A 15,211-nucleotide genomic window follows, 5' to 3' on the forward strand; every position below is an offset into this window, starting at 1 on the left:
AATAGACTTCCTTCATAAATCATTTTTCAATCAATTTAATTGTTTATCTTTCACCCAATCTAAATTGTATATGCCAGCAAGTAAATTAAACCGCAGGTTTAATCTTTTACGACGATTTCTATATACACAAGATAAAATCTTAAAACATTTCATCCTTCCAAATACATGCTCTACTTGAATTCGTCTACGACCAATCTCTCTATTTAACTTTTTTAATTCAGAATCTAGTTTTTCAGTTTTCTTTGCTTTAGATGGCATGAGGCATCCAAAACCCAATTTCTTTATCCCTAAATACCCCTTATCAACGATAAAAAAGGGCTTAAATTTTAATTTCCTCATGCTTTTTTTAAATATTTTAAAATCATGCATGCTTCCATGACTTCCACATACACTCAGTATTTCACCTGTTGTATAGTGCATAGATAGCTGAAATTTAAAGGTATGTCGCTTTTTTTTACCGCTATACCATTTCTTCTGTTTTTTTTGGACGTTGAACTAATATTTCAGTGGCATCAATCACAACAACTTCCCAATCCACTTCATCTCGATTAGGAAGTTGTTTTGGCAAGTTAAATTTTCCAGAACGGATTAAGGTATCTTCAATAACACGTGTGATACGAATTGCACTCGTTTCAGATACACCGTAACTCATACCAAGATGGAAAAATGTTCGATATTCTCTCCAATATTCTATACATAAGAGCAAACGATCTTCCAACGGTAATTTATGCGGTCGTCCTTTACCAATATGACCAGGTAAATGCTTATTTAGCTCGGCCAACATGAGGTTAAATGTAGCCCAACTAACACCGGTAAGCCTACGAAACTTAACGTCTGATAATTTTTGAATATCTTTGAATTTCATCCAAGGATTATCTCTTGAATTAAATAATTTTGCTGATTAGTTTAAGATCAAATAAATTGTACGTTTTTTGATTTATGACGGAAGTCTAATTTTTACAGCGACTGTCGTACTGGCGGTATTTTTGCATCTCGTGATTTTGACTTTGCAATTTGCGATGCCTCAAGAAAATGATGCGGCAGTGAAAGAAATTGCCGTTACTTTGCGTCCTTCTGATCAAAAAATTGAAAATGCAGATTTTTTAGCACAAGCCGATCAACAAGGTTCAGGGACCTTTCGTGAGTCACATCGCATGTCGAGTGACATGCCCGCACCGATGCTTGAGCAAAGTACAGGCGAACAGCAGCGTGAAACTTTAGAACAGATCCAACAAAAACGTGAGCTGAATTTTGAAGAAAAACTGTTAATGACGACTTTGAGTTGGCAAAAACAAGCTGAGGATAACCAGCGCAAAAAAGCCATGGAAGAAATGAACAGTCAGTTTCAAGCCAAAGCAGCAATGGTGGCCAGCCTTGAAGCGCAATATTTACAACGCCAACAAAACTTTAGCCGTCAGCAAAAAATTAAAACAGTCGATGGTATTCAAGCCAAGCAAGATATTTCGGCCGCCTATCTTGAAAAGTTCCGTCAGAAAGTGGAATTTTATGGCAACCGTTACTATCCAGAAGCTGCTAAACAGCAGCGGCTGGCGGGTGAAGTACGTTTAATGGTGATTCTAAATGCATCAGGAGGCATCCGAGCTATTCGCCTGATTGATAGTTCAGGTCATGAGATGCTCGATGAGGCTGCAAAAGCCTCGGTGCGCAAGGCTGCACCATTTGGTGGATTTGATGCCAAAATGAAGGATATTTCTGAGTTACGCATTGTGCGTACATGGCGTTTTGATCCAGCAGAGGCAGAGTTTGAAGTGCACTGAACTGTGCACTTCTTTATGCGAAATTATTATAATTAATTTAAATTTAATAAAATTTTAAAAAACAATATGTTATTTATTTGTTTTGGCTTTTAATTATTTTAAGTAATAAAAAACAATAAATTAGGTTTACTTTTTAAAACTTGAATTGATAATAAAAATAATTATCATTTGCAGTGTGTTTTTTGTTAAATATTTTTAAGCATTGAGGCATCTTTCTTTATAGCGAAGCGATGGGGTGAGAGTGTGCATGCCTTTAAATATTCGATCCCTGTTATAAGGACATAGTTTTATGTACAACTCTCCAACATTGAATCGCTTCAAAGTTAGCCCACTGATGTTAGCTATGGCAGCAGCAACGGTATTTCTCCCGACGTTTGTATCTGCAGCATCTACAGTAGGCAATGAAAGTACACAGCTTGAAACCATTACTGTTCAAGCTGAGAAAGAGAATCCAGCCGTAACAGAAGGAACTAAGAGCTATACTGCTAAAAGTGCCAGTACCTCTACCAAATTAAATTTGTCGCTTCGCGAAACACCGCAGTCGGTTAAAGTTTTAACCCGCGAGTATTTAGATGATGCAAATATTAATTCTTTCCAAGATATGTTGAACAGCGTGACAGGAGTCACTACCAATCGCTGGGATGAACGTCAATATCCGACAGCACGTGGGTTTGATGTGGATTACTATTTATTTGATGGTGTTCCGAGTTCGTCTGAATTGGACATTGCAAGTGATCCAGACCTGAGTATGTATGATCGTGTGGAATTGGTGAAAGGCGCTAATGGGCTAATGACAGGGGCAGGAAACCCAGCAATTGCTATTAATATGATCCGAAAACATGCCAATGCAAAAGAGTTAACGGGGACATTAAGCAGCTCTTATGGTTCGTGGAATGCATGGAATAGCATGGCAGATATTTCTGCACCTTTAAATGCGGATGGTACTGTGCGTGGGCGAGTTGTTGTTAAACATGAAAGCACAGACTCTTTCGCAGATTTGTACGAAAAAGAAAATAATTTATTTTATGGCGTGCTTGATGCAGATCTGACCGATAGCACCTATCTGTCCGTCGGTGCAAGTTATCAGGAACTTGATCGTTCAGGCATTAAATGGGGTGGTTTACCTGCATTTTATAATGATGGTTCGCTAACAGATTTTGATCGTGATTTAACGGTAACCAGTGATTGGACCTATTGGAATACCAATACAACTACAGCATTTGCCCAGTTTAAGCAGAAGTTGTTTAATGATATTACGTTGAATGTTAATTATGATTACCGCGAAATTGATGCAGAGACAGCATTATTATATCTGTGGTCCGAATCTGTAGATAAAACAACCAATAGCAGTGGCGGGTTATATCCATACACAGATACTTCAAAGACTACGCAAAATAATGCGGATGTTTATTTTTCTGCACCTTTCACTTTGGGTGGCCTACAGCAAGAGGTTGTTGCTGGATTTATGTATAACCAAAGTGAGCTGACTGACCGTTATTATGGATCACCAACTTTAGATAATGGGACGATTGATTTTAATAATTTTACGCCATCAAAAATTATTGGATCCATTAATAATAATGTCGCAAATCCATCTAATAAAACCACGCAAACAGGGGCTTATCTAGCGGGTAAGTTCACTTTGTTAGAGCCTTTAAAGTTAGTAACAGGTGTACGTGTATCTAACTGGGAGTATGAAAGTGAGGATGGCAATGGCAATCGTAAATATAATAATAAAGTGACGCCATACGCAGGATTGATTTACGACTTCTTAGAAGATTACTCATGGTATGCAAGTTATACCGAGATTTTTAAACCAGAAAATAAGCAAGACGCGAATCAGCAATATCTTGACCCACGTGAAGGTAAAAGCTATGAAACGGGCTTGAAGGGAGAGTTTTTTGACAAACAACTTAATGCATCAATGTCGGTATTTTTAACCCAGCAAGATAATGTGGCTGAGAAAATTGGATCAATTAAGATTGGCGATGAATTCAAAGATGTCTATAGCAGTACAGATAGTGTAGAGAGTAAAGGGTTTGAAATAGAACTAGATGGTAAAATTACCAATAACTGGGACATGAGTTTTGGTGTCGCTCATTTTAATGTCGAAGATGCGAATGGCAAAAAAGTACAAACGACTGCTGCGAGAACTTCAGCCAATCTATTTACCAAATATACACTCTATAAATGGAGTTTAGGTGGTGGCTTAAACTATAAGAGCGAGGCATATAAAGATGAGGCTGCGGGGCGCATTACGCAAGATGCCTATGTGTTGGCGAACTTGATGGCAGCTTATCAAGTTGATCAAAATATTAAACTTCAACTGAATGTGAACAATTTGTTTGATGAGAAATATTACGAAGGCTTAGGTAAAAATAGTATGGTATATGGTGCACCACGTAATGCAACGCTAACTTTCCGCTATCAATTCTAAAAATCTTGAGAAATACAGAAACGGCTTATTAATAGCCGTTTTTTATTAAAATGTGGATAAGTCTCGGCTTATTCACATGCTGTCTTGACTTGAGTAAGCATGTTCTCATTTTCAGACTTAAATGGCCGTATATTGGTTTTAAGTTGTTATGCTATTTGGGTTCGCTCAGTTTATTGGGTTGCGCGTACATAGGCACCGTCTTGACGTCCACCGATCCAAGTCACAGTTAAATGAGACTCTTCCACATCTAGGCGGGTAGGAAAGATTTCTAAATGCTTGCTATATTTCGGCAGAGCCTTTAAACCAATGCAGTTGCCATTTTTCCACCATGTCCCCTCAGCATATTGATCTAAAGAGCCGACAGCTAAGTACCATTTAAATTTACCGTTGGTCTCTAGTAAAAGCTCGGAACCGACCTCCATAACACCCTGCAAATAATAATGTCCAGCCCACGCCTGAGCAGTGTCTTGAAACTTCACTTCTTGACAGGATGTTTGATTTTTATCATTGCTCTTGGCATAAAGTGGTGTAGTGCAAGATAGGGCGATAATGCAGAGTAGTTTTGAAATTGGTGTATGCATTTTTATAATCTCTTCATCTATTTTTTCATCTTGTATTATTTTTAGCATAAATAAACCCGACACATCGAGATGAATCGGGTGAGTTGTTTCAGATCTAATAGCTATTGTTCTAAATAAGGGTTTTCAAAACCAAGTTTAGCCAAAATTTCAATTTCGATACCTTCCATTTCTTCAGCATCTGCTTCTGACGTTTCATGGTCATAGCCCATGAGGTGCAAAGTGCCATGGACCAGCATATGGGTGAAATGCGTCAGTGGCGCTTTGTTTTGTTCTTTCGCTTCTAACAGCACCACAGGAATACAAATGACCAAATCACCAATAGGAAATGAGTCAAGGATTTGCGCCATTTCATCGGGTAAGTCGCTCGGGAAAGACAATACATTGGTTGATTTATCTTTGCCGCGATATTCCAAATTCAATTTATGACTTTCGTCATGGTCGACACAAGCAATGCCAATTTCACAGTTACTTTGTGTGCCAATATGACGTAAAACAGTTTCTACAACTTTTTTGATATAGCCACGTTTCAAGACCAAATCAGGTGCTTGAAAGTCCTGTTGTAGAGAAAGACTCAGTTTCAAAATAGATCCTTAAATAATGATATCTGCGGGCATTTTAAAATGCCCGCAGACTTTAACTTAATGCTGAGCATCGGCAGCGGCATCATTTTCAGCAACTAAGGCCTCTTGACGCGCTTTGCGTTCAGCACGAGCTTCAGCCGTTAAGCGATGTTGTTCAGCATCCCATCCCTCATAAGCTTCAACAATTTTTTGCACTAATTGGTGACGTACTACATCACGAGAGTGGAAGCGGGTAATGTGAATTTCTTTGATTTTGTCGATGATGCGTAAAGCATGCGCCAGACCAGATTGCTGACCACGTGGTAAGTCGACCTGTGTGATATCGCCTGTAATCACCGCACGCGAACCAAAGCCTAAACGTGTGAGAAACATTTTCATTTGTTCAGGCGTGGTGTTTTGCGCTTCGTCTAAAATCACGAAAGAGTGGTTTAAAGTTCGACCACGCATATAAGCCAGTGGTGCCACTTCAATCACCTGACGTTCAATCAGTTTGGCTACCTTTTCAAAGCCAAGCATTTCATACAAGGCGTCGTAGAGTGGGCGTAAATACGGATCAATTTTCTGGCTTAAATCACCCGGTAGAAAGCCGAGTTTTTCACCCGCTTCAACGGCAGGACGAACCAATAAAATCCGTTGAATTTCATTACGTTCTAGCATGTCGACTGCGGCCGCAACTGCGAGATAGGTTTTACCTGTACCCGCAGGTCCAATACCAAAAGAAATATCACTTTGTAGAATACGCTGCACATAACGCTTTTGGTTGGCACCGCGTGGATTGATACGACCTTTACGGGTTTGGAGCCACACTTCATCTAAACCAGTGTGCTCTTGCCCGTCGAGGTCTTCTTGCAATTCACGGTCAGTCTGACTGCCTTGAATCATGAGGTGTAAGGTATCGGCACTGATTTGTGCCGTATTTTCTGCTTCTTCATGCAGGCGATGGAGCAGACCTTCGGCTCTCTCAACTGCATCCATTTCACCATCGACATAAAATGCATCACCTCGATGGGAAATAGTGACATCTAAACGCTGTTCGATTTGTTTCAAATGACCGTTATAAGCACCGAGCATGCTCTTTAAACGTTCTATTGAAACCCCAGGAAAAGTTACTGTACGTCGAATCGCTGCAGTCAAGAGAATTCCTTTAAGTAGTCAGAATCTATTCCCTTACATTACGCCACGTCAGGCTCAAGATTCAAGAGTTCACCATAAACAAAATTCAAAGTTTTAATCTCTGTCACTTCGATTTCAGCGAAACGTCCGACCCATGCTGCATCACCAATAAAACTCACATAACGAGTGTTATCCGCCGTGCCAATCAGTAGGTTTGGATCTTTGTCTGAAACTTTCTCGACCAAAACGCGTTGAATGGTGCCGAGCATGGCATCGGTCTTGTCAATACTCGATTGCTTAATCCACTTTTGGACTTTGGATAAACGTTCTTTTTTCACGTCTTCAGAGGTGGTGTCTTCAAGGTCAGACGCAGGTGTACCCGGACGTTTTGAATAGACAAAACTGTAGGAATGGTCGAAGTCCATATCTTTGATGAATTGATAGGTTTCTTCAAAGTGCTCATCGGTTTCACCCGGGAAGCCAATGATGAAGTCACTGGATAAATGCATATCTGGACGGACTTTGCGTAATTTGGCAATTTTGTCGATATACACATCAATGGTGTGGTTACGCTTCATGGCTTGCAATACATCGTTTGAGCCACTTTGTACAGGCAAATGCAGATGCGACACCATTTGCGGTAGGTCGCGGTAACATTCAATCAAGTCATCATTAAATTCAAGCGGATGTGAAGTGGTGTAGCGTAAACGCCCAATCCCCGGGATTTCTGCAACAAGACGTAACAAGTCTGCAAAAGTACAGATATTGCCTTCGAACGTTTCACCGCGGTAACCATTCACGTTTTGACCCAATAAAGAAATCTCACGTACGCCTTTTTCGGCTAATGTCGCAATTTCTGCTAAAACATCATCCAATGGGCGAGAAACTTCTTCACCACGAGTGTAGGGCACCACACAGAATGAACAATATTTTGAACAACCTTCCATAATTGAAACAAAAGCCTTGTAACCTTCCACACGCGGTTCAGGTAAAAAGTCGAATTTTTCAATGTCAGGGAAAGAAATATCCACCAATTTGATTTTTTCTTTCTTGGGTTTTTCGATTTGATCAAAGTGCTGATCCAGCATTTGTGGCAAACGGTGCAAGGTCTGTGGGCCGAAAATCATGTCGACATAGTTGGCACGTTTTTGAATGTTGTCACCTTCTTGAGAGGCCACACAACCACCGACACCAATGATCAGGTCTGGATTTTTGTCTTTCAGCTTGCGCCAGCGACCCAATTCAGAGAACACTTTTTCTTGGGCTTTTTCACGAATCGAGCAGGTATTCATCAGTAGAATATCGGCTTCTTTCGGATCTTGGGTCAGCACATAACCGTGCGAGTCGCCAAGTAAGTCTGCCATACGGTGACTGTCATACTCATTCATCTGACACCCTTGCGTTTCGATATACAGTTTTTTAACTGATCCATCGATGGCTGGGGTGTGCTGTGGCTGGGTAACAGTGTTTTCTGAGGCAGCTTGGGCACCATTTGGAATGAAGGTTTGAACCGTCATGTAGGCTCCTAAGGGGGATAAATCTAGGTTTTTGTGTCTGATCGGTATCTGTGGCGGCGAAAGCAGAGCTTGGCTGGCGACAAAAAGGGGCGATCAAACACCATGTGAAATCTACGAAAGGCGCATATTTTAGCAGGAAATCTGAATAAACTTATAGCTTTAAATCTGAAGCTAAAAAGATTGATTTGTGAAGCGAAAATGCAGGAAAATTAATATTGTCTAATCATAAGGTTACATAAGAGAACAATAGAGTCTGTTATGAGTTATTAAACTAATGAAAATGATGAGACGAGACTAGGCAATCCAAAGATGACTGAAGGCAAACCCATGTTAAAACGATTACAGAATAAATATTATCAAGTGTTTGCGTTGGGTGTGGCTGCCTTAGGTCTATCGGCATTGACACATGCCGCAGATGAACAGTTTAATGATGCCTTGCGTGCAGCAAATGCAGGCAATGTTGGTTTATTACAACAATATCAAAGCAGTATGCAGGGTGATGTACTGGGTTATTATCCTGAATACTGGGTGCTTAACAGTAATTTGGCATTGCAACCTGCTGCGAATATTGTCGGATTTGCACAGCGCTATCCCCAATCTGCTATGGCTGAGAAGTTAGCAGCAGATTACATCGAAGAAAAAGTCAAAATGGCCGACTTTACTTCTGCGCAGCCGGTATTGGCCTATGTGTCCAATGCAGATCGCGCAGAAAGTTGTGCTATAGCACAAGTCCGTGCCAAGTCTGGCGACCCTTTGGTTTTTGCTGAATATAAAGATGTTTGGCTCACGACCAATTCACAGCCTGAGTCTTGTACGGGGCTAGGGCGCATGATGTTGTCTAGTCCACTGATGACGGAACAAGACAAACAACAACGTTTATGGGCGCAGCTACGTGCAGGGCAGTCAGGTCAAGCGATTGCAACTGCACAGACCATTGACATGAATCTGTCTTTGGCCCAGCTGAATAGCATTCAAGCCGATCCGCTGAACTATCTCTGGTCAGCACCGAAAGCGTCGGCGGCAGATCAAGCGTATTTAATTTATGCCATTGGCCGTTTAGCCGACAGTGATCTAAATACTGCACTGGCGTCGGTCAAGCGTGCTGCAGAAGGAACACCTGAGTCGGTGCAAAAAGCGTTGTATCGCGCTGTGGGGTATATCGGTGGCACAACCGTTATGAAAAACAATTTTAATGTGGAAGTGTTGCAAGCCTTCGATCGGAGTTATGGTTTAGCACTGAGTGAAGAAGAAGCTGAAATCTATGCACGCCAAGCCATTCGTTTCGGTGCATGGGAGAGTGTCATTCGTGCCATTGATGGCATGAGTGTGACGCAGAAACAAGAAGACCGCTGGCAATATTGGCTAGCCCGAGCTTCAGAACAACGTGGTGATGCAAAGTCAAAAGCACTGGCGCGCGAGATCTTCAAAAAATTGTCAGTAGGTGACGATTATCATAACTTATTGGCAAAAGATCGTATTGGTCAGCGTTATCAAACGATTCCAGCCAATACCCAACCGAGCAATGCGGATGCGCAGCGTTTGAGCCAAGATATTCACTTTAGCCGCGCTTTTGCACTGCGCAACGTCAATGCGCCAGACAATTATGTCAACCGTGAATGGAATTGGGCAGTTCGACAAGCGTATTTAAAACAAGATGATGGCTTAATTTTGGCTGCTGCCAAACGTGCAACCGAAATGGGATGGTATGACCGCGCGATCTATGCAGCCGATCGAACCGTCAAGCAACATAACTACAGTTATCGTTATGCCATGCCGCATCAAAGCTATGTGGTCAGCCATAGTCGCAATGCAGGCATAGATCCTGCATGGGCGTATGGATTAATGCGCCAAGAAAGCCGATTTGTTACCCATGCTCGCTCGCATGTGGGGGCAGGTGGTTTGATGCAAATCATGCCAGATACGGCAAAACTAGTCGCTAGACAAATGGGTGAAACCTATAATCCTGCTGCACTGAGTGATATGAATACCAATGTTCGTTATGGCACATTCTACTTGTCCATGATTCAAAGCCAATTAAGCAACAGTCCTGTACTTGCCACAGCAGGTTATAACGCAGGGCCAAATCGTGCGCGCCGTTGGCAGCCTGATAATCAGCCGATTGCGGCGGATCAATACACAGAAAGTATTCCTCTGACTGAAACTCGCGATTACGTTAAGCATGTCATGAGTAATGCGACACATTATGGTGTTCTGCTTGGACAGGGCCCACAGTCAATCACCCAGCGCATGCAAAATATTCCATTTAGAAGTCAATAATAAAGGCCTAGGCATTTTATGGTTTTGATGTCATCCCAATCAGTCTTAACGCAAAAGCTTCTGCTGTTGATCAGCAGCGGCATTGCTATGGGGTTTTTTGCGACATCAGCCCATGCAACACCGACCGTGTTTGGCTATGTGATGGAAGTTCAAATGACACCCGCCGTGTGTTTGTTCGATAACCAAGGCTCAAAGAAACGGAAATGTTTGGAAGGCTATTCACTCAATATTACAGGCTTGTACCCTGAAACCACGATACGAGAGTGTCAGACCAAGTCTTCAGCTGTATTGTCTCCGCTTCAAACTAAAGTGGTGGCTAGGGTCATGCCCGATGAGCATGCACGTCGTCAGTTGTGGGCAGAGATTGGGGGGTGTGTGCCGATGAGTGCCAGTCAATATTTCCGTAACGTGATTAATTATGCAGAACGTTTAAAAATCCCTGCAGATTTGACTTCATCTGAAAATAAAACCGCGCAACTGCATAGCTTACGTGGACAGTTCCAACGTTTGAATCCTGGACTGCCTGCAAGCGGGTTACGTTTTAGCTGCCGTACTCACCGTCAAACCAATATTTTGACCGAAGTCAAAGTTTGTTATAAACCCAATGGTCAGTACAAAGGCTGTGCAGAGAATATACAAGAAAACTGCCCAAATTCTTTTGCGATCAAGGGTTCTTACTAATCTCTTTCCTTAAATTAATTTATATTTCCTATCATACTTTTGTTGGAATTCATTCTCTTTTACATGCATCTGCCAAAGTATTGGAGTACAATCTTTGCCGTTTATGATTATTAAGATTAGATAGAACAGCTATTTAATCATATAACGTTCCTCAAATGGAGATAAGTACATGAAGCAACCTGTTCGCGTTGCCGTTACTGGCGCTGCTGGTCAAATCGGTTATAGCCTATTATTCCGTATCGCTAGTGGCGAAATGTTAGGTAAAGACCAACCAGTTATTCTGCAATTGTTAGAAGTTCCTTTTGAGAAAGCTCAAGCTGCGCTTAAAGGCGTAATGATGGAATTAGACGACTGTGCTTTCCCATTATTGGCTGGCATGATCGGTACTGATGATCCAAAAGTTGCATTTAAAGATGCTGACTACGCGTTATTGGTTGGTTCACGTCCACGTGGTCCTGGTATGGAACGTGCTGACTTATTGAAAGTGAACGGTGAAATCTTCATCGGTCAAGGTCAAGCACTAAACGAAGTTGCTAGCCGTGACGTTAAAGTACTTGTTGTAGGTAACCCTGCAAATACAAATGCTTACATCGCAATGAAATCTGCTCCAGATCTTCCAGCGAAAAACTTCACAGCAATGTTACGTCTTGACCACAACCGTGCGTTGACTCAAATTGCTCAAAAAGCGGGTGTTGCTGTAGCAGACATCAAAAACATGACTGTTTGGGGTAACCACTCTCCAACGATGTATGCTGACTACCGTTTTGCAACTGTAAACGGCGAAAGCTTAAAAGACAAAATCAACGATGCTGACTGGAACGCGAATGTATTCCTTCCAACTGTTGGTAAACGTGGTGCTGCGATTATCGAAGCGCGTGGTTTGTCTTCAGCTGCTTCAGCTGCGAACGCTGCTATCGACCATATGCGCGATTGGGCTCTTGGCACAAATGGCGAATGGGTAACGATGGGTATTCCTTCTGACGGTTCTTATGGTATTCCTGAAGGCGTAATGTACGGTGTTCCTGTAACTTGCGAAAATGGCGAATACACACGTGTTGAAGGCCTAGAAATCGATGCGTTCAGCCGTGAGCGTATGGACAAAACTCTTCAAGAACTTGAAGAAGAGCGCGCAGCAATTGCTGACATGCTTAAATAATTAAAAACCGATCGGTTTAAGATCTGTTTTGAAAAAGCACTCCATTTGGGGTGCTTTTTTATATGGGGTGTTTATTGAACAAAAAATAACATGCTGTGATGTAGATACAACTGAGCGTAGATGGGCAAAGGTTTATTCTAAAAGGGCATGATCAGGGCTTGAGGAGAACAATGATGTTTGACCAACAACCGACTTTAGAACTTTTATTTGAACAATTGGGGCTTGATGCGAGTGCGGAAGCAATCGATCAGTTTATTGAAACACACCAACTTACTTCAGACGTTCCATTACATAAAGCACCCTTTTGGTCAAAAGCACAGCATGACTTCATTATCAGTAATTGGAAAAAAGATGATGAATGGGCAATGGTGGTCGACCTGTTAAATGAACAATTGCATACAGAACATACGCTTTCAGGTTCGTGTCATTTATAATCACAAATTGAAACAACAAACCTAGTTTTATGACTAGGTTTTTTTAGAAAATACATATAAGTTAATTCAATAATAATTGACAATAGTATTGATAAGGAGGCCGAGATGCTCAGTCAACATAAACCATCCTTAGAGCTTTTATTTTCGCAACTGGGACTCGCCAATAGTGCGGCTGCCATCGAGTTGTATATTCGTACGCATCAACTTCCTGCTCATCAATCTTTACACGACGCACCGTTTTGGAATTCCGCACAACGTGCGCTATTAATCAGTCATTTGGTTCAAGATGATGATTGGGCGATTATGGTTGATGAACTCAATCAACAGCTACATCTTGATGCTTATAAACTTCAAACTGCCTAAATTGATTTTATGCCGTTGTCATTTGAATAGTAGAATTGACCCATAAAAAAACGCCTGATTTCAGGCGTTTTTTATTTGTGCATTTTAGTGTAATTTACTTTGCATCAGCTTGATAAACCAATCTTCTTGATGAAGGTCAACAAAAGCGGCATGTTCACGCAGTAAAACGAAATCAAACTCGGTGCTTTTCGCATATTTACCAAGCCAGTGTCGTGCCAATGCTGACTCTTTTCTACTGACCGAGGCATAGGCCAAAAACAGGTAAATATCGCCCTGACCATAGCTGGTCAGTGGTTTTAAAATTTGCTGTGTAATCAACGCAAAGCGATCTTCTTTGGTAATTTCAAAGTACAACATATAAGCCTTAGCAAGGTGCAAAGACAAATTGAGGTACAAAGACAGAGGCATTTCCTCAAACTCAATTCGACCTTGCTCAAGTAATACTACTGCTTCTTGTAAAAAGTGGACTTGCTCTTGGCGCAGTTGGCTCAGTGTGACTAACTGTAAGCGCAAATCAGCGCGCTCAAGGGCTAATTCAGGGCTATTGCCTTGTAGGTAGAGTTGATCTGTTTCACCAATACGCTGAATAATTTGTTGACTGCTGGCACGCATCGGTTACATCCTCATCAATTGATGTTCAGTATATGAGGATACTTCTTACAATTTAAAGTCTTTTTGCTTGAATCACAGGATTGTACTGTCACTCCGTAACCATCCAGTAATCGATAAACGCTGATGTTTAGCTTCTAAGACCTCATGCAGTAAGTCACTTTGAAACAGCGCAATACGATTCGGTTTGGGTTGTAGCACATGCCAAATGTCATTTTTATCTTGCAGATGAAGTTCACCGCCCCAATCGTCTTGCCAGTCTTCGTGTAAATAATAAACCGTAGAAATCATGCGGCCATTTTTGCCTTGAGGATTATCACGGTGTAGGGCATAAAACTCGCCAGCGTTATAGCAAGCAAAATGTGCTTCTACGTCTCGAATACCAAGATAAAAGGCACGATTTAGTTCCTGACCCAAACTATAAAGGGCTTGAACATGATGATTGGAAATAACGAGCTCGGGATTGAGCCATAAAATGTGATCACTACGGATCTTGCTGATGACACCGTTTTGAATAGCGGCTTCACGAAAGCGGTTTAAGTTCGAAGTACATTCTTCAATGAGTTGATGTATATAGTCATTAGAGTAGGCGTCATCAATGGTGGCAAAACCATGTTGATCTAAATCATCTAGGATTTGATCAACATTCCAAGACTTTGGGAGAAGAACTGCTTCCATTACATTAACCTAAAAAAGACAAAGAAAAGCCACGGTTATTCTAGTGTATGAAAGCAATCTGAACGAAACTATTTTTCATGCTAAAATACTCATTGATTTTAGGAATGATAGAAACATGAATTACCGTCACCACTTCCATGCAGGTAACTTTGCAGATGTCATGAAGCATGTCCTTTTGCTTCAGATTTTGACTCGCCTCAATCAAAAAGATAAACCGTATCGTTATATTGATACGCATGGCGGTGCTGGTAAATATGATTTATCGACTTCAGAAGCACAAAAGTCGGGTGAGTTCTTAAATGGTATTCACCGTTTAGTAAAACTTGATGACTCGATTAAGCGTAATGCGCCTGAAGGTGTTCAGCAGTATTTAAAAATTGTTGAAAAAATGCGTGAAGGTTCAGGTAAGGGCGCTTATCCAGGTTCGCCGTGGTTTGCACTGGAAGGCATGCGCGAAATCGATAAAGCCACCATTTTTGAAATGCAGCGTGATGTATTCCAACAGTTGTATTACAACGTTCGTGATAAACGCGCAGGCTTACATGAGCGCGATGCGTATGAAGGGCTATTTGGCGTTATTCCACCCAAAGAAAAACGCGGATTGGTGATGATTGATCCACCTTACGAAGTAGAGCGTAAAGATTTCCCTCAATTGGTTGATCTCATAGCGACTGCATATAAAAAATGGCCAACGGGTGTGTTTGCAATTTGGTATCCAATCAAAGACCGAGCAATGATTGACCGTTTTGAAAAGAAAATGATTAAAACCGGTATTCGCCGTCAGTTGATCTGTGAAGTATGTGTTTGGCCAGATGATACCCCTGTGGGCTTAAACGGTTGTGGTCTGTTGGTGATTAACCCACCTTGGAAGTTTTCTGAAGATGCAGATGAAGCACTACAATGGTTATTCCCACATTTGCGTATGAGTGAAAATGGTGGTCATGCTGCTGTTCGTTGGTTAGTTGGCGAATAAAGATAGACTATAAGAGAAAAGGCTACATTAGGA

At 41.5% G+C, this 15,211-nt stretch carries 15 protein-coding genes and 1 pseudogene; 8 read left to right on the plus strand and 8 right to left on the minus strand.

All coding sequences use genetic code 11. From position 1 onward, the window contains the following. Nucleotides 1–30 precede the first annotated feature (30 nt). Together AC4MDD_RS02360 and AC4MDD_RS02365 are read right to left on the minus strand one after the other, a co-directional pair. Nucleotides 31–423 (minus strand): annotated as a pseudogene (locus AC4MDD_RS02360) (transposase family protein); the annotation flags it as partial. A 37-nt stretch (nt 424–460) separates the two neighbouring features. Further along, nucleotides 461–784: a helix-turn-helix domain-containing protein gene (locus AC4MDD_RS02365; protein WP_162622378.1), complete on the minus strand. Its 324-nt coding sequence runs from the start codon at nt 782–784 to the stop codon at nt 461–463. A 148-nt stretch (nt 785–932) separates the two neighbouring features. Between AC4MDD_RS02365 and AC4MDD_RS02370 the strand changes: the two genes are divergently transcribed. After that, entirely contained in the window at nt 933–1,778 is an 846-nt protein-coding gene (locus tag AC4MDD_RS02370) for an energy transducer TonB (RefSeq protein WP_436906033.1), read from the plus strand. 289 nt (nt 1,779–2,067) lie between these two features. Further along, nucleotides 2,068–4,215, plus strand: a complete 2,148-nt coding sequence (locus AC4MDD_RS02375) for a TonB-dependent siderophore receptor (RefSeq protein WP_491882243.1) — start codon at nt 2,068–2,070, stop codon at nt 4,213–4,215. Nucleotides 4,216–4,385: 170 nt separating this feature from the next. On the opposite strand, the gene AC4MDD_RS02380 is transcribed toward AC4MDD_RS02375, so the two are convergent. From AC4MDD_RS02380 to miaB, 4 genes are all read right to left on the minus strand, one after another. After that, on the minus strand, nt 4,386–4,796 hold the full coding sequence (locus AC4MDD_RS02380) for a hypothetical protein (protein WP_490768215.1): 411 nt from the start codon (nt 4,794–4,796) through the stop codon (nt 4,386–4,388). A 101-nt stretch (nt 4,797–4,897) separates the two neighbouring features. Then, nucleotides 4,898–5,377 (minus strand): rRNA maturation RNase YbeY, encoded by a 480-nt coding sequence (gene ybeY / locus AC4MDD_RS02385; RefSeq protein ID WP_151836985.1) that lies wholly within the window; start codon nt 5,375–5,377, stop codon nt 4,898–4,900. 57 nt (nt 5,378–5,434) lie between these two features. Continuing rightward, nucleotides 5,435–6,511 (minus strand): PhoH family protein, encoded by a 1,077-nt coding sequence (locus AC4MDD_RS02390; protein WP_004977846.1) that lies wholly within the window; start codon nt 6,509–6,511, stop codon nt 5,435–5,437. Between the two features lie 38 nt (nt 6,512–6,549). Then, nucleotides 6,550–8,007 (minus strand): tRNA (N6-isopentenyl adenosine(37)-C2)-methylthiotransferase MiaB, encoded by a 1,458-nt coding sequence (gene miaB / locus AC4MDD_RS02395; protein ID WP_491882244.1) that lies wholly within the window; start codon nt 8,005–8,007, stop codon nt 6,550–6,552. 309 nt (nt 8,008–8,316) lie between these two features. Between miaB and AC4MDD_RS02400 the strand changes: the two genes are divergently transcribed. The 5 genes from AC4MDD_RS02400 to AC4MDD_RS02420 all read left to right on the plus strand — a co-directional run bounded on the left by AC4MDD_RS02400 (nt 8,317) and on the right by AC4MDD_RS02420 (nt 12,918). Next, entirely contained in the window at nt 8,317–10,284 is a 1,968-nt protein-coding gene (locus tag AC4MDD_RS02400; RefSeq protein ID WP_491882245.1) for a lytic transglycosylase domain-containing protein, read from the plus strand. An 87-nt stretch (nt 10,285–10,371) separates the two neighbouring features. Then, nucleotides 10,372–10,965 (plus strand): ribonuclease T2 family protein, encoded by a 594-nt coding sequence (locus tag AC4MDD_RS02405; RefSeq protein ID WP_491882590.1) that lies wholly within the window; start codon nt 10,372–10,374, stop codon nt 10,963–10,965. 169 nt (nt 10,966–11,134) lie between these two features. Next, nucleotides 11,135–12,121 carry a malate dehydrogenase gene (locus AC4MDD_RS02410; protein WP_004691225.1) on the plus strand — a complete coding sequence of 329 codons (987 nt, stop codon included), beginning with the start codon at nt 11,135–11,137 and terminating at the stop codon, nt 12,119–12,121. A gap of 173 nt (nt 12,122–12,294) precedes the next feature. After that, entirely contained in the window at nt 12,295–12,555 is a 261-nt protein-coding gene (locus tag AC4MDD_RS02415; RefSeq protein ID WP_004691222.1) for a DUF2789 family protein, read from the plus strand. Between the two features lie 105 nt (nt 12,556–12,660). Continuing rightward, nucleotides 12,661–12,918 carry a DUF2789 family protein gene (locus AC4MDD_RS02420; protein WP_004691219.1) on the plus strand — a complete coding sequence of 86 codons (258 nt, stop codon included), beginning with the start codon at nt 12,661–12,663 and terminating at the stop codon, nt 12,916–12,918. An 84-nt stretch (nt 12,919–13,002) separates the two neighbouring features. Here the strand turns inward: AC4MDD_RS02420 and AC4MDD_RS02425 are convergent, their stop codons facing one another. Both AC4MDD_RS02425 and AC4MDD_RS02430 read right to left on the minus strand, forming a co-directional pair. Then, complete coding sequence (locus AC4MDD_RS02425; RefSeq protein ID WP_004691217.1) at nt 13,003–13,530, minus strand: hypothetical protein; 528 nt, start codon at nt 13,528–13,530, stop codon at nt 13,003–13,005. A gap of 72 nt (nt 13,531–13,602) precedes the next feature. Further along, on the minus strand, nt 13,603–14,205 hold the full coding sequence (locus tag AC4MDD_RS02430; RefSeq protein ID WP_279045027.1) for a 2OG-Fe(II) oxygenase: 603 nt from the start codon (nt 14,203–14,205) through the stop codon (nt 13,603–13,605). A gap of 115 nt (nt 14,206–14,320) precedes the next feature. On the opposite strand from AC4MDD_RS02430, the gene AC4MDD_RS02435 reads away from it, so the two are divergent. Beyond that, nucleotides 14,321–15,178: a 23S rRNA (adenine(2030)-N(6))-methyltransferase RlmJ gene (locus tag AC4MDD_RS02435; protein WP_004691214.1), complete on the plus strand. Its 858-nt coding sequence runs from the start codon at nt 14,321–14,323 to the stop codon at nt 15,176–15,178. Nucleotides 15,179–15,211 lie beyond the last annotated feature (33 nt).

The sequence above is a fragment of the Acinetobacter sp. CAU_H_29a_1 genome, from assembly GCF_058599505.1.

Coding starts and splice junctions, on each gene's coding strand:
- AC4MDD_RS02410 (WP_004691225.1), top strand. CDS start 11,135: ATGAAGCAACCTGTTCGCGTTGCCGTTACTGGCGCTGCTGGTCAAATC.
- AC4MDD_RS02375 (WP_491882243.1), top strand. CDS start 2,068: ATGTACAACTCTCCAACATTGAATCGCTTCAAAGTTAGCCCACTGATG.
- AC4MDD_RS02420 (WP_004691219.1), top strand. CDS start 12,661: ATGCTCAGTCAACATAAACCATCCTTAGAGCTTTTATTTTCGCAACTG.
- AC4MDD_RS02415 (WP_004691222.1), top strand. CDS start 12,295: ATGTTTGACCAACAACCGACTTTAGAACTTTTATTTGAACAATTGGGG.
- AC4MDD_RS02425 (WP_004691217.1), bottom strand. CDS start 13,530: ATGCGTGCCAGCAGTCAACAAATTATTCAGCGTATTGGTGAAACAGAT.
- AC4MDD_RS02405 (WP_491882590.1), top strand. CDS start 10,372: ATGGGGTTTTTTGCGACATCAGCCCATGCAACACCGACCGTGTTTGGC.
- AC4MDD_RS02365 (WP_162622378.1), bottom strand. CDS start 784: ATGTTGGCCGAGCTAAATAAGCATTTACCTGGTCATATTGGTAAAGGA.
- AC4MDD_RS02400 (WP_491882245.1), top strand. CDS start 8,317: ATGACTGAAGGCAAACCCATGTTAAAACGATTACAGAATAAATATTAT.
- AC4MDD_RS02430 (WP_279045027.1), bottom strand. CDS start 14,205: ATGGAAGCAGTTCTTCTCCCAAAGTCTTGGAATGTTGATCAAATCCTA.
- AC4MDD_RS02435 (WP_004691214.1), top strand. CDS start 14,321: ATGAATTACCGTCACCACTTCCATGCAGGTAACTTTGCAGATGTCATG.
- miaB (WP_491882244.1), bottom strand. CDS start 8,007: ATGACGGTTCAAACCTTCATTCCAAATGGTGCCCAAGCTGCCTCAGAA.
- AC4MDD_RS02380 (WP_490768215.1), bottom strand. CDS start 4,796: ATGCATACACCAATTTCAAAACTACTCTGCATTATCGCCCTATCTTGC.